This window comes from Luteibacter anthropi (genome assembly GCF_011759365.1).
Taxonomy (GTDB): Bacteria; Pseudomonadota; Gammaproteobacteria; order Xanthomonadales; family Rhodanobacteraceae; genus Luteibacter; species Luteibacter anthropi.
The window spans coordinates 125,666-139,725 of the sequence record NZ_JAARLZ010000010.1; the positions used below are offsets into that span (position 1 = coordinate 125,666).

A 14,060-nucleotide genomic window follows, 5' to 3' on the forward strand; every position below is an offset into this window, starting at 1 on the left:
CGCAGGCGGCAACCTGCCCCCTTTGAAAACCACGTGCCATTGAAGTGCATACCGATTCACGGCGGCATCCGGAAATCTCCCGGTGCGAGGCCTGCCTTCGCCCTCATCCTGTGGGCGTTTTCCCCTTGCGCGGGCCCGTCAGGTACCCCGGGGCTTCGCGCGATGGGTCGCCTTTGCAGTCCAGGGGTCATCAGGCCATGGATGCTTGGGATACCGCCCTTTCAGCTCTTTTTTTACCTCGGGATAGGTCCGGTCCCAGAAGCCGCGCAGGTCCTGCGTTACCTGGATCGGACGTCCGGCGGGCGAAAGCAGATGAAGCATCACGGGAACGCGTCCATCGCCGACACGGGGCGTTTCCGCCAGGCCGAACAACTCCTGCAGTTTCACGGCAAGCACCGGCGGCGCTGCCGGATCATCATCGCGTGCACCATATTCCAGCCGGCGCGTCATGCCACTGGGCACTACAAGTTCCTCGGGCGCATGAGCATCCAGCGCGCGTCGCTGCTCGTAATCGAGCATGACCGACAGGGCTTCGCTCAGGTCTGCCGGCTGAATCGCTTCAAGCCGGCGCTTGCCCGACAGATAGGGAGACAACCAGCTTTCGAGTGTCTTGAGCAGCGCTTCATCACCCACGTCGGGCAAGCCGATTTCGGGACGCCATGCACGAAGCGCCCCGATGCGCGTGCGCAATCGTCTGGCATGGTCGCTCCACGGAAGGCAGCCGATGCCCCGCGCACGAATGGCCGTGAGCAGTGCCGGCAACGCATCGTCGCCGCTTACCGGCACGGCTTTGCGTGAAACGACCAGCGCATCGAAGCGGCGTTCTTCGAAGGCCTCGGCGATATCACGCGCGTCGTCCCAGCGAAGGATGCGCTCGGTCACGAAGCGATCCGGATAATCGCGTTCCAATACATCCGGGTCGATGGGTGCTGCGGAAAACACCAGGCTGTCGCGGGCATCCAGCCTCAGGTCGAGAATCACCAGCCAGGGTTCGCCACGCAGCTCGCTGTTCTCGTACAGGCGTGCCCCACGACCATTGGCCAGCTGGTATCGCAACGGCTGTGCATCGTCACGACGGGCAACGCGGTCGGGATAGGCATGAACCAGAAGGTCACCGATGCTGCGGCTATCGGGTACGCCGCTGGCGGCGCTACGTACGTCGAGGCGGCGGCGCCATCCGGCCGACGCCTTTTCGATGGCCGCAAGGGCGCCGATATCCGCCGATCCGGTGCGAGCCGCGCGAGCACCGCCGTCGCGCCACAGATGAAGCGCATGCAGGCGTTGGCGGAAGTCGTCGCTGCGCGCCGCATCGCCGCGCATCGGTGAACGGGCTTCGGTCAGAGCGAGCAGGTCGGCCACGAGCGCCCGCGACTCCCTTGGCGACCGCAGGGCCGCTGCTGCGAGCCGGGGCGTCGCGCCCAGTGCGAGCATGTCGCGTCCCAGCGTCGTGATGGCGCCGTCGTCGGCTAGAGCGCCCAGGCGGCGGAGCAGGTCACGCGCCTGCCCCATCGCTCCCGCTGGCGGGGCGTCGAGCCAGGGAAGATCGTCACTTCCCCATCCGGCCAGTTCCAGGGCAAGACCTGACAGTTCGGCCTGTTCGATTTCGGCGGTACGCGAGGCATCCAGGCGACGGCTCTGCGGCCACAGGCGATAGGCGCGCCCTTCCGCCACGCGCCCTGCGCGTCCCGCACGCTGGTCAGCCGAGGCCTGCGAAATCATCACGGTTTCCAGCCGCGTGAAACCGGAAGACGGATCGAAACGTGGTTCGCGCGCCAGCCCGCTGTCGATTACGACACGAATGCCTGGCAGCGTCACACTGGATTCCGCGATATTCGTTGCCAACACGACCCGTCGAGTCCCCGGATCGGCCGGAGCGAGGGCTAGCTGCTGGTCGGCCAGTGAGAGCTCACCATGCAAGGCGACCGTTTCGACATCATCGCCCAGACGATCAAGCACGCTGCGCACCCGCTCGATTTCACGCCGGCCCGGCAGGAAAGCCAGGATGTCACCTTCATTCTCACGAAGCGCCTGCATCACCGTACGCGAAAGATGTTGCTCGATGCCCTCCTGCGTGCGTGCGGGAGGATGGACGATATCCACGGGAAAGCTCCGACCTGCACTGGTCAGCCTCGGCGCACCCAGCCATTGCGAAATGCGCTCGCCATCCAGCGTCGCCGACATGATGACGATACGCAGGTCGGGGCGCAGCGCAGCCTGCACATCGAGCGCCAATGCGGCTCCCAGATCGCCCGCGAGGTGGCGCTCGTGAAATTCGTCGAAGAGGATCGCACCCACGCCTTCCAGCGAGGGGTCGTCCTGGATCATCCGGCCGAGGATGCCTTCGGTGACCACTTCGATGCGTGTCCGTGGACCCGTGCGGGATTCGAACCGGATCCGGTATCCCACGGTTTCGCCCACCTCTTCGCCACACTGTCGTGCCATGAACGACGCCGCAGCGCGGGCTGCGATACGGCGTGGTTCCAGCATGAGGATGCGCAGGCCGGCCAGCCATGGTGCGTCCAGCAACGCCAGCGGCACCTGGGTGGTCTTGCCGGCGCCGGGAGGGGCTTCGAGGACAAGCCGGGGGTGCCTGTCCAGCGAATCGAGGATGTCCGGAAGCAGGGGCGTGATGGGAAAGTTGTCGGGCATACCCTGCATATAGTACGCAAGCACTCGTCCGCACGCCCCTTGCCTGATGCCCCCGGCATGCGCATCACGTATCGTCGGGGTCGTCCTGCGCTTCGGGCTCCAGGCAGGCCACCGGCTTCGGCACCTGATCCATGACGGCGCCCTCCCTGTTCAGCACGTTGATCTGCCCCCCATTGACCGATACGTGGATCGTGTTGAGGTGTTGCAGGCGCTGGCGGTGAAAGATCGTATAGGCCGGACTACCGTGATCGAGGTAGGCCACATGCACCCGGATGTTCTGACTATCTGACAATGCCTGCAAAGCCGCCTCGCAGGAGGGACATGGCTCCTGACTGACGAACCCTGCCAGATAGCCCCCCGCCGGTACACGTCCATTGAGGATATCGCGCTCGATCGCTCGTGCAATCTTGAGCTCGGCGTCCCGTTTCGCTGCTTCAGCGTGTTTTTTTCCAGCCACGGGACGCGGGGTCACTCGACTACCCGTTGCCGCCGGCCGGTCCCAGGCAATCACATCAGGGCCGCGTGAGTCGAAGAAGGACCGATACCGCCTTACCGGAGTGATATCACCCAGGCCCAGTGCCGGATCGTTGCGTCCGGAACGGGCATGGTACACCCGGCGGTAATTCACGCCGTCGAGCTGATACTGATAGGTGAAGCTGGCAAACGTTGCTGTCTCGAACTGTCTCGAAAAGCCCGAGAATTCCGCGGTATTCACATGTCGCCCTTCGAGGGCGGCGGCATACCATAGCCCGGCCGGCCCGGCATGCTGGGTGAACGAGGCAAGTACCCGCGCGATGATGGTTCCCCGGGGGTCTTCTTCGATCTTGCGCTTCAATACAGGGTGGGAAGACGCACCGACCGCCACGAGCAGCGACAACGCAATCAGCGAGCGTACCCATTTCATCAGATGCATCTTCATCGCGTCGCACTCCGGCAGATCAGCAGATTGGCTCGCTCAACAAGCCGGTAGAAGTCCATATCCGTATCCCGCGTGGGGTCGCCCTGCGCGGCCATCTGCGCTTCGACGACCTCGGCATGATTCGACCAGTCGAGCGCCTGCGTGGCGAATGCACCGGCCCACGCCGGCTTGATGTCGGCAAAGGCATCCACGATGCGCCCGGCCGACGCCATGTCGTAAACCGAGATGTATTCCCTGGGTGGCACGGCCAGCTGGGCCTTGCGTTTTTCGCGGTACCAGCGATACACCGCGCGGTCGTTTGCATCGGTGAAGCAGATCGGTTTGTCCAGCTGTTCGGGAATGGTGCCGGCGTGACTCATATCCCGCTGACTATCCGGCTGGCAGGCAAGGTACCCTTCCTGCGTCGAGGCATAAGCCGCCGCGACGCGTGCAATGCGCATCGGCGTGGGTATCTCCCGATAGCCGAAGGTATTCAGGCGTCCGGCCCGCCACGTGGAGAGTTCACCGCGCAGAATGTCGGCAAGATAGGCCAGATCCGCGTCCGTCATGTCGCGAAGCGACGTAGCCCGTTCAAAGCGAAGCAATACATCGTCGTAGACGCCCATTTCGAATCGATCCACGGCATCAGTTGCCTCCACCCATTCGTGAAGGATCTGCACTGCCACGGCCAGTTCCGCATTGATCGTGTAGAGATTGTTATTGCCGATGTCGTATGCCTTCTGGAAATAACGGGTCATGACACCAGCCTTGGTGTAGTTGGCCTTCACTACCGGCGCGTGGCCACCAGTCTCTATCGAGTGCTGCGTGACGGGCGCCTGATATCCCGCCAGGGCCTTGTCCAGACCCAGATCCCAGGCCATGGCCTTTGCCGCCCGGGAACGGGCGCGAGGGAAGATGTCTTCGTCACCCGGTATGTCGTCACCGTTCGAGGTGAACATCCTCGGATGAAGGTCGCTGTAGATCGATCCTGGTGTTTCCAGGAATGCACCTTCCCAGACGCTGTCATCCTGAAATGGCCAGAAGTTTCCCAGGTCGGTGGGACTGAGGCGTTTCATGCTGTTCCGCACCCAGGCCCCGTACAAGTCACCTTGCTGGTTATTTGTGTGAAACCGGCCTGCCGGTGTTGCATCCGTGATCACGGGCATCGTGCATAGCACGATGCCCGTCATGATCGCCCCGTATCGAAGAATCAGGTCTCGTCGGTTCATTCCATTGCCTCGCTCGTGAGAAGGCATTGGACATCAGTGCAAAAGAGCTACCTATCGGCAATCAGCATGGGTCTTCCTGTCGGATGCCTCATGTTTCTGTAAGCCAAGTGCGGGGTTTCGCAGCGCCATGGTCGATGCATCAGCCTTCGCCCACCGCACTGGCCGACTCCGCGGCTCGCACCGGATCAAAAGGCTTCAGTGAGCGGAACGTACGACGGTAATCATCCGACACTCTCCTGGCGTCTTCTCCGCTGGCGATGACGCGCGGCGTGATGAGCACGAGAAGCTCCGTACGCAGGCCTTCCTTCGAATGCTCTCCGAAAAGCCTGCCAAGGATCGGAATACGCGACAGCCCCGGCACGGCGCTCTCCTGGGTGGTGTCCATGTCGCGGATGAGGCCACCGAGCAACACGGTCTGTCCGCTCTGCACCGCAACCTGGGTGTTGAGCTTGCGCTTGACGATAGGGAGGTTCGGCCCCGCACCATCGGGATCCGCACGGCTGACTTCCTGCACCACGTCCAGATACACCAGGCCGCCAGGGTTGACCCTGGGCCGCACCTCCAGGATGACGCCGGTATCTTTGTACTCGACCTGTCCAACCGGGTTGCCATTACCCGCGCCGGTATTCACGTAGGTCTGCGTGACCGGAATCTGGTCGCCGACCTGGATCTTCGCCTTGCGGTTGTTCACCACGACCAGGGATGGCGCGGAAAGTATCTTGGTATTGGTATTCTGCTCCATGGCGCGCAAGGCGACCTGAAGCTCGGAGTTCACGAACGAATAAAAGAACGTATCGGGCCGTAGTGCATCCTTGGTCGCCCGCCCCAGGGCCCACTGTTGCTGGTTGCCTGGCTGGGCGACCTCTCCGTTTCCGCCGGCCAGACCTTCGAGGTACCACTGCACCCCGAAACGGAAATTGTCGCGCAGGGTGACTTCCAGGATGCGCGTCTCGATCTGCACTTGCAGTGGCACAGCGTCCAGGCGTTCGATCGCCTGGCGGATCTGTGCCCATTGCGACGGCCGCGCATGAACCATCAACTGGTTGTTTGCATCGACCGCCGTGACACGCAACCCCATCGCCTTGCCACTGTTGCCGTGCGATGACGTGATGCCAGAGTCTGCCGCTTCCGGCGGCCGGAAGAAATCCGCATCGCTGTCACCACCCGACGCGGCCATATCTTCCGTCGTGCCACCGCCTTCCAGGTTCCCCGATGCCAGTCCTGGTACGACCATGGAGCCGCCGCCTGTATCGCCAGCAACGGATGCACCGAAGATGTTCCCAACGTAGCGGGCCAGGTCCGATGCCAGAAGATTGCGCACGTCGTAGACGAACAATCTGGGTTCGCTACCGCCACCGTGATCAATGCGGGCGATCCAGTCACCCACCTGATCGAGGAATTCGGGCCGCATGGCAATCGCCACGATGGCATTGGTCCGCTCGATGGGAATGAAACGCACCAGGCCAGCAACCGGGGCACCGCTTTTCTGCCCGAAAACCGATTCCAGCGCGGGCATCACCTCGCCGACGCCCGCGTTGTCCAGGCTGAATACCCCGACCGACATACCGGCAACCCAGTCGACGTCGAACGTATCGATGGTGTCGCCGTAATTGGCCAGCTGATCCGGTGTGCCCGCAAGCACGAGGACGTTGCGGGCAGGATCGGTAAGCAGCATGGATTCGGGCGTGACGAAGGGTTGCAGCAGCTTGGTCATTTCCGCGGCGGCTACATAGCGCAACGGATAGAGCCGCGCTCCCATGCCCGCACGTGGCGAGGCCGCCTTCAGGCGGGGCACCACTTGTCCCATGACCGCGTGCGACGCGGGCAGGATGGCATAGCGACCTTTCTCGTTGACCAGGGCGTTGCCGGTCCACGACAGCAGCGTCTCCAGGATCGGCAGCACTTCGTCCTTGCGCACGGGCTTGGCCGTTGAAAACGATACCGATCCCATGACACCGGGTGCAATGGAATAGTTGGCATCCAGCAGGTCTCCAAGGATCGCCTTCACCACGGCTTCCACCGGCTGATTTTCGAAATTGAGAGTTACTGCACCGGCGCCCTTGGCATCCGGGCGAGGTGTCTCCAGCGCGCGGGGAGCGATGAAGCGGCCGGTGCCTCTCAATGCAGCGACCGTCTCGCTGTCCTTCGTCGCCGTCATGCCGGCATCGCTATCCCTCAGTGGCAGGGAGGCGGGAGCGGGACGCTCCGTGCCGGCAAGGGCTTCGCGCTCCAGCCTTCCGTCGGAAGGCCGGGGCGAATGAGGTGCGCAAGCGGCCGTCAATGCGGCCGCGAGCACGGCCACACCGAGGGTGCGACATTGCATGGCTTACTCCTTTGTCATCCATGACGGCGCTTGCGCGCCGTTACTGCGTGTCCTGGCTCTGCTGGTGTTGCTGTTGTTCGGCACGACGGCGCTGGACCGCCTGCTTGAGTGCTTCGATACGAGCCTGCTGCAAGGCCTGGTCGTCCTGACGAGGCGGCGCGGAGCGTGTTCCCGATGCCGCCGGCTGCGGCGGCACGGGTCCGGCGATACCCGAGGCGGGCTGTTGTTCGATATGGATGCCGTTGCCCTGCTGCGGAGACGACGGGCGCGGCGGCAGCGGCGGCTGGCCCGGCGGCGGCACCGCTCCCTTCTGGCCCTGCGCATTGGCGAGCGGGTCGGGAGCGGCTACTTTCAGGTTCAGTTCTCGGTGATCACCGCCGTTGTCGAATACCGCGCTGCGTGGCTTGAGCGTGGCAAGCGTCCAGTGGCCATCGCCCAGGGGCGAGCCTTCCTTGACGCGCACAGTCACATCCTTGCCCTTGTCATGCAGCAGGGCGATGCGCAGGCCGGCGGTCATGATGATGCCGGTGAGTTCCAGGTCGCCGATGTTGCTCGACGAGTCGTCACCATCCGCGGCCGCGACCGGCTTGCGGTCGGACATGAACAGCGGACGTTGCCAGACTTCGACAAACTGGGCGATGGGCGCCGGCGTCGGTAGGGCCGCCGCACGCATGGGCGGCAGGCCTTCCGGCGGTGCGGGATCATCCCAGTGCACGCCACGCCCCACGCCCATGGCAAAAATACCGCATACAACGGCAAGCGCGATGGCCACGCCGCCGAGCACAGGCGTCAGACGTCGTTGATCCGCTGCGTTCATGACGCCGCCTTCGCCGCACGCGCGGCATGGATATAGCCCGAAACCGTGAACTGTACTTCCATCGGTGCTGCACCACCCGCGCGTGCAGCAACGGGATTGCGATAGATGCTGAAGTCTTCGATGAACAGGTAAGGCGTGGCTTCCTCGATGTCGTGCAGCACGGCCGTCATGGGCTGCATCTGGCAGCGCAGGCTGATGTTGACCGTGACCTTGCGATACGGCTCACCCGCTTTTTCCTGGCTGGGCACGGGCATCTTCTGTACGACGTCGCAGGCACCATTCTCGTGATGTGCCGCGGCCACGTCGACAATGCGCTGCATGAGTCCCGCAGCGGCAGCATTGGTGTCGTCGCCGGCAAGAAAGGCGTCGCTGCTCGATTGCCCCTGCTCCAGTGAGGCAAGCCGCTTTTCAAGCTGGGGGCGTTCGGCGATGGCGGCGGCGAACCGGCGCTGGGTATCGCGCAGATCGTTCATTTCATCGGCGATGGCCAGCTGTGGCGCGACGAACCACCAGTGCACCAGGGCAAAGTAGCCCACGACGATGACGACGATGAGCAGCAGGATCGCGGCGATCCGCGATTCATTGGGCTTCATGCGCACCGGCGGTCTCCTTGTCCGTGGTGGAAGGCGCGTTGGCAACCGGAGCCTTCGCCGGGGCTGCCACTGATGCATCCGGGTGCGGTGTTCCTGTCGACGGTACCCCCTGCGTGGATGAGGCCGGCGATTTCGTCGGCCCGGCAGGCGGCGCCGGATGCGGAGTACCGGGCGAAGGAACCGGCTGCGCGGGGGCCACCTTCGCAGCGTCGTTTTTCGTCGGTACGACCCTGGCCGACGTCGACGCACTGGCCGGTGCGCTGGCCGCCTTCGCAGGCGCACTCGTTGCCTTGGCAGGTGCCGCCTTCGTTGCCGGACGGGCCGGTGCACCCGGCTTCGGCATCAAGGCTTTCGCCTGCATGTAGAAGCGTTCCTTGCCCGAGGTGGGATCGGTCTGGATGGTGCCCTGGAAGCTCGGCTCACCAATGGTGGCCGCCCCCTTCAGTGCGTCGATGAGGCGCGCGGCCTGCGGGCTTTGTCCCTGGAAGCCGATCTGGCCGGAGGCGTTGACCGTGAAGCGCTCGAGCCAGGTGTCGTCCGGCAGTCGCTGGGTAAGTTCGGCGAGGATAGGCAGGATGGACGGGGATTCCGTCTTGCGGCGGGCGAGGAAACCCGATGCCCCGGCGCTTTCCGTCAGGCGCTGCCGCAGGCCCTTCACGCGCTGCGCGTCGGTGCGCAGCGACTCGACGTCGGAACGCATGGATTCCAGCGCAGCGTTGCGGTTATGCAACCAGGTCGCCATGGCGCCGAACAGCAGCACGACGATGGCGACGATGAGCGCCGTATTCAGTCGTTTGCGGCGGTCGGCGCGTCGCGGGGTGCGCGCCGGTGGCAGCAGGTCGATGCCGGTAAGACCATGGCCTTGCGGTACGTCGACGCGATCCGGCGAGATGCCGAGTGCAGCCAGTTCGTCGAGCTGGGCATCGAGCGACTGGCGCGGCGTGGCGGCAAGCTCTGCGACGAAGCGACCTTCCGGCCCCGGCTCGCCGAGTTCGCGCACGCCGAAGTGGATATCTTCCGCACGGAAGGGCGTCTGCCGGTCGAGATCGTAGCCCACGACCTGACGGAGATTGTCGCGCGCGGCCACCGGCAGCACGAGCCGCCGCCGCAGTACCTGGCCTGCCGGAAGTACAAGGGCGATGCGTCGATCCGCAGGATCGGCCTCGGCCAGCGCACGCGATAGCACCGCCTGCCTGTGTTCGGCACCGTCGATATCGTCCGCCGCGGCCAGGGGCAGTGAATCGCCTACGCGACGCAGCGACCAGGCGTTGTCCTTGCGTTCGATGACGTACCAGCGCTGGCCGCCGGCGAAGGCATGACGCCAGCGCACGGGCACCAGTGCCGACAGTTCGCTTCCCCACCAGCGGAAGAAGCCGGGCAACGCGCTGCCTCGCCACGCACGGCGCAGGCGTTCAAGCTGCAGTTGTGAAGCGTCCTGCAGGGCGGTCATTCTGCATCTCCTTCGCGCCAACGCAGTATTGCGTAGGGCTGGTTTCCCGATCTTATCCCACGTAACCGGATCGTTGATGTAAGGGAACTTCTCGTTCCGTCTTCAAGGATCGCTTCTGCACGTATCGTGTGCGTGACACCGTTGCCTCCGGACACCGCCGCCCCGTTTGCCTGCGCGCGCTGCGACAGGATCGCCTGCGCACCGGCCGGCCCCAGGCCCGGAATGGCGGCCAGCGCCAGCGGCGGCGCATGCTCGGTATTGGGCCGCTCGCGGCCCGACCAGATCGTGAGCACGGGTGCAATCTTCGTCCACAGTGCCGGGTCCATGCCAAGCACCATGCGCCCCTCTTCCACGGTGGCGAACGGACCGTTACGCGGACCATACCCGAGGCCAGCCGCGTCGTATTGCGCTTTTTTCGCACCGTTGGGCGACGCGGCATCGCCGGGCCGGCGCCAGTCCTGGATGGCGGACGACAGGCGCTTGGCCTGGTCGTCGTTGCTGCCCGCCGCCTTGAACAGGCCGGTGAGCACGTCGTCGGAAGCGGCATTGAGATCGATCTTGCCGTCTTCGTCGGTGATCGTGATGCTGACTTTCGCGTCGTCGAAGGCAAAAGCGTAGACGCGGCCATCGGCGATCCAGCGCGAATCGATGTCGGGGCTCTGCAACCCGGCCACGGCACGCACCAGGCCCGCCTCGGCGGCGTAGTGCGCCCGCGCCTGCGAGAACTGGTAGCGCGCCTGCAGGCCTTCCGTGCGTGCCAGCGCGGCGAAGCCACCGAGCATGATCGCCAGCAGCGTGCATCCCCACAGGACGATGAGCAGGGCCACGCCCTTGTGCCGGCGCCAGTTCATCGCAGTGCCTGTCCGCGCGAGCGCGACGAGAAGAAACCATTTCGCGACGCCGAGGGGTCGATCCGGATGGGTGCCACGAAATCGGGGAAGACCACGCCACCATCGACGTCGAGCTTCACCCGGACCATGGACGGCGTACGGCGGTTGTCCTTCCACTCATCGATCCAGTCCGTGGGCCGGTTCTGTTCGTCGAGGCCACGATAGGAGAAACCGCCCTTTGCGATACCCCGGAGCAGGATTTCGGGATCGCCCAGAGGCTTGGGATCGTCGCCATCGGGCGGCAGCAACGAAAGGGTGACTTCAAGGCGCTGACGGCCGCGCTGACTGTGATCGTCATCGTCGTCTACCAGCTTCATCGTGATGAGCTGCGCTCCCATGCGCGAGAGATAGCCTGGCAAGGGCGCCACGAAACGAATGGTGTGTGCGTCACCGGTAAAAATGAGAGGATCGCCATCATCGGTTTCGCCGAACGGAATGACCAGCGCCTGGGCCAGTTCGTCGCGCATGAAAGTCTGCGCCGAACGGATTTCGTCCATGCGCTGGATGGCATCGTCACCGCTGCGCACGATGCGCGTCGCGGTGCTGATGCCGGAATAGACGCCGAGCAGCACGATAGAAAGAAGCGCCAGCGCTGCCAGCACCTCCATCAGGCTGAAGCCCCGCTCGACGGACTTCATCCGCCACCTCCGGCCGAGCCCATGCGCAGCGTGGAGAAACGCGCATGGCGCTCGTCACCGTCGCGGCCCCAGATCACGTCGAGGTCGAGGCGATAGATGGGACTGGCCGCGCCGTCGGCTGCCGGCTTGATGTCCGGCGGCTGGTAGCGCGATACATCGAGACGCCAGCGATACATGTCGTCGAAGCGGCCTTCCGTTTCGCCCTCCTGCACCGGATCGAGCACGAAGGCGCCATCGAGCAGGCTTCGTGCCCGCAATGCCGCCTGGGTGCGCTCGTTGGCTCGCGCCGTGAGACTCAGCGAACTGCCGGCCACCTGCATCAACGCAGCAAACGCAATGGCAAGAACAGCGATGGCGGCGATCACTTCCAGCAGGCTGAAGCCCTTCTGCCGCGATACGTTCCCCCGGATTCCCGTCGGCGCCGTGAAGACGGCCCTCATCGGGTATCCACCACACTCACCGCACCGGTGAGCCATGCCACGTTGACGTGCCACTCGCGCTGTCCACGCTTTAACGTGACGCGGCCGCCCGTGGAGCTTCCGTCCGGGAAGAAGCGGATGCGACCGGTGGTGGCATTGGCCTGGTCTTCGCGAGCGCTGGTGATCGATACGCGCATGTCCCTGGGCAGGCGCACATCACTCTTGCCAGGCGGCCGATAGGTTGCTGCCGACGTATCGACTTCAAGGGCAAGGCTCTGCCCGCGCACGATCGACTGCGCACGCGTCCAGCGCAGGGCCGCGGCCAGTTCGCCACTGGCCGCATTCACGCGCGCGCTCGCCAGCCCCTGGCTGATCGGGATCGAGACAGCCGCCGCGGCGATCCCGATCAACAGGATCACGGCCAGCATCTCGAACAGCGTGAAACCGCGCGTACGCATGGCCGTGCGTCCTGCCTCCGGGGGTTACTGCCAGTTGCCGACGTCGGCGGAATAGCCTTCGCCGCCGGCCTTGCCGTCCTGTCCGTAGAAGACGAGGTCGAAGTTGCCGTGCTCACCCGGGTAGCGGTAGCCGAACGCGTGGCCCCACGGATCCTTCAGGTCGGATTCCTTGGCGTAGGGTCCCTGCCAATTGGATGCATCGGCCGGCTTGGAAACCAGGTCGGCCAGCTCGTGCGGCGGCGTGCCGTTGTCGAGGGCGTAGTTTTCGACCTTCTGGCTGAGCGTGGTGAGCTGGGCCTTGCCCGCACCGTACTTGCCCTTGTCGACGTTCTTGCCGACCTGGGTGACCACGATGGCGCCGATGATGCCGATCAGCACGATCACGGCGAGCATTTCCAGCAGCGTGAAGCCGCGGGCGTGGCTGTGTCGGAGGGTACGTGTCGTACGCATGGGCAAGCTCTCCTTGGAACGGTTTGATCAGTTGATATTGCTGGTGAGGCTGAGCAGCGGCAGAAGGATCGCCGCCATGATGAAGGCCACCATCACGGTCATGACGATGGTGAGCGTCGGTACCAGCGCCGCCAGCAGGCGGTCGATGGCACGCTTGGCTTCCACGTCGAACGTGTCGGCAACCTTGAGAAGCATGGTATCGAGGGCACCGGCTTCCTCGCCTACCTGGATCATCTGCAGCGCGAGGCGCGGAAAGCGTTCTGTCTGGCCCAGTGCGCTACCCAGGCCGGTACCGCCCTTCACCCGGTCGGCTGCCTGTTCCAGCGCCTGGTCGAGCGCGCGGTTGCCGGTGACCTGGCGGGCAATGGACAGCGACGAAAGCAATGGCACGCCGTTCTTCAGCAGGGTACCCAGGGTGCGTGCGATACGCGCGGTTTCCACCTTGAGCAGCAGCGGACCCGCCACCCGCATCGTCAGCAGGCGGCTGTGGAAAGCCAGCTTGCGCTCCGGATCGCGCAGACGCAGGTTGAACAGGGCGCCGAACACGATGATCACCAGCGCCAGCGCCCACCACCAGTCGCCGATGACCGTACCCATGGCGAGCACGACCTTGGTGATGAGCGGAATCGGCACCTGCATGTCGGCGAAGATCGGCACGAACTGCGGCACGACGTAGGCAAGCAGCAGCACGAGCGAACCGAGCACGCCCACCATGAGGAAGGCCGGGTAGATCAGCGCATTGATGATGCTGCCGCGCAGCGCCTGCGAGCGTTCCAGGTAATCGGCCAGGCGACGCAGGGTGTCGTCCAGCGAACCACCGGCCTCGCCCGCGCGCACCAGGCTGATGTACAGACGTGGGAAGACGCCGTTCTCTTCGTCCAGCGCCGTCGAAAGCGTGGTACCGCCACGCACCCGGTCGCGGATGCGTTCGACGAGATTCTTGGCACGCTCGCCTTCCGGCAGGTCGAGCAGAATACCCAGCGCACGATCCAGCGGCTGGCCGGCCCCCAGCAGCGTGGCGAGCTGGTGGGTGAACTGGGCCAGCTGGTCACCGGTGAACGGGCCCTTGCGGAACAGCGCCGCAAGACCGCCGCCGGAGGATTCGCCATCTGCCGGTGCCGCCTCCAGTGGCGTGTGTCCCTGGTCTTGCAGGCGTGCGACCACATCCTCGACGGAGGCGGCTTCCATGCGTCCGGTGAGCACCTCGCCCACGGCGCTGATCGCTCGATAGCGGAACTGGCTCATG

The 14,060-nt window shown here is 64.6% G+C and carries 13 protein-coding genes; all 13 read right to left on the reverse strand.

Features of this window, described 5'->3' with window-relative positions:
- Positions 1-138: 138 nt before the first annotated feature.
- The gene (hrpB, locus tag HBF25_RS17365) at positions 139-2,649 is read right to left on the reverse strand and encodes an ATP-dependent helicase HrpB (RefSeq protein ID WP_425483505.1); all 2,511 of its coding nucleotides are present in this window, start codon (positions 2,647-2,649) and stop codon (positions 139-141) included.
- 64 nt (positions 2,650-2,713) lie between these two features.
- Positions 2,714-3,568 carry a hypothetical protein gene (locus tag HBF25_RS17370; protein ID WP_166950622.1) on the reverse strand — a complete coding sequence of 285 codons (855 nt, stop codon included), beginning with the start codon at positions 3,566-3,568 and terminating at the stop codon, positions 2,714-2,716.
- Complete coding sequence (locus HBF25_RS17375) at positions 3,565-4,623, reverse strand: hypothetical protein (protein WP_166950624.1); 1,059 nt, start codon at positions 4,621-4,623, stop codon at positions 3,565-3,567. Before HBF25_RS17375 ends, HBF25_RS17370 begins: the two co-directional genes overlap by 4 nt.
- 292 nt (positions 4,624-4,915) lie before the next feature.
- Positions 4,916-7,099, reverse strand: a complete 2,184-nt coding sequence (gene gspD / locus HBF25_RS17380) for a type II secretion system secretin GspD (protein ID WP_166950626.1) — start codon at positions 7,097-7,099, stop codon at positions 4,916-4,918.
- A gap of 40 nt (positions 7,100-7,139) precedes the next feature.
- A complete protein-coding gene (locus HBF25_RS17385; RefSeq protein ID WP_166950628.1) occupies positions 7,140-7,916 on the reverse strand; it encodes a general secretion pathway protein GspN in 777 nt (258 codons plus the stop codon).
- Positions 7,913-8,509, reverse strand: a complete 597-nt coding sequence (gene gspM / locus HBF25_RS17390; protein WP_208392648.1) for a type II secretion system protein GspM — start codon at positions 8,507-8,509, stop codon at positions 7,913-7,915. Before gspM ends, HBF25_RS17385 begins: the two co-directional genes overlap by 4 nt.
- Positions 8,496-9,959, reverse strand: coding sequence for a PilN domain-containing protein (locus HBF25_RS17395; RefSeq protein WP_166950631.1), 1,464 nt, complete (start codon positions 9,957-9,959; stop codon positions 8,496-8,498). The genes gspM and HBF25_RS17395 overlap by 14 nt, the downstream gene beginning before the upstream one ends.
- Complete coding sequence (locus HBF25_RS17400) at positions 9,956-10,810, reverse strand: type II secretion system minor pseudopilin (RefSeq protein ID WP_166950633.1); 855 nt, start codon at positions 10,808-10,810, stop codon at positions 9,956-9,958. Before HBF25_RS17400 ends, HBF25_RS17395 begins: the two co-directional genes overlap by 4 nt.
- Complete coding sequence (locus HBF25_RS17405) at positions 10,807-11,487, reverse strand: prepilin-type N-terminal cleavage/methylation domain-containing protein (RefSeq protein WP_166950635.1); 681 nt, start codon at positions 11,485-11,487, stop codon at positions 10,807-10,809. Before HBF25_RS17405 ends, HBF25_RS17400 begins: the two co-directional genes overlap by 4 nt.
- On the reverse strand, positions 11,484-11,927 hold the full coding sequence (locus tag HBF25_RS17410; RefSeq protein ID WP_166950637.1) for a prepilin-type N-terminal cleavage/methylation domain-containing protein: 444 nt from the start codon (positions 11,925-11,927) through the stop codon (positions 11,484-11,486). Before HBF25_RS17410 ends, HBF25_RS17405 begins: the two co-directional genes overlap by 4 nt.
- Positions 11,924-12,364 (reverse strand): GspH/FimT family pseudopilin, encoded by a 441-nt coding sequence (locus HBF25_RS17415; protein WP_166950639.1) that lies wholly within the window; start codon positions 12,362-12,364, stop codon positions 11,924-11,926. The genes HBF25_RS17410 and HBF25_RS17415 overlap by 4 nt, the downstream gene beginning before the upstream one ends.
- A 24-nt stretch (positions 12,365-12,388) precedes the next feature.
- Positions 12,389-12,814 carry a type II secretion system major pseudopilin GspG gene (gspG, locus tag HBF25_RS17420; protein WP_166950641.1) on the reverse strand — a complete coding sequence of 142 codons (426 nt, stop codon included), beginning with the start codon at positions 12,812-12,814 and terminating at the stop codon, positions 12,389-12,391.
- Between the two features lie 27 nt (positions 12,815-12,841).
- Entirely contained in the window at positions 12,842-14,059 is a 1,218-nt protein-coding gene (gspF, locus tag HBF25_RS17425; protein WP_166950643.1) for a type II secretion system inner membrane protein GspF, read from the reverse strand.
- Between the last annotated feature and the right edge of the window lies 1 nt (position 14,060).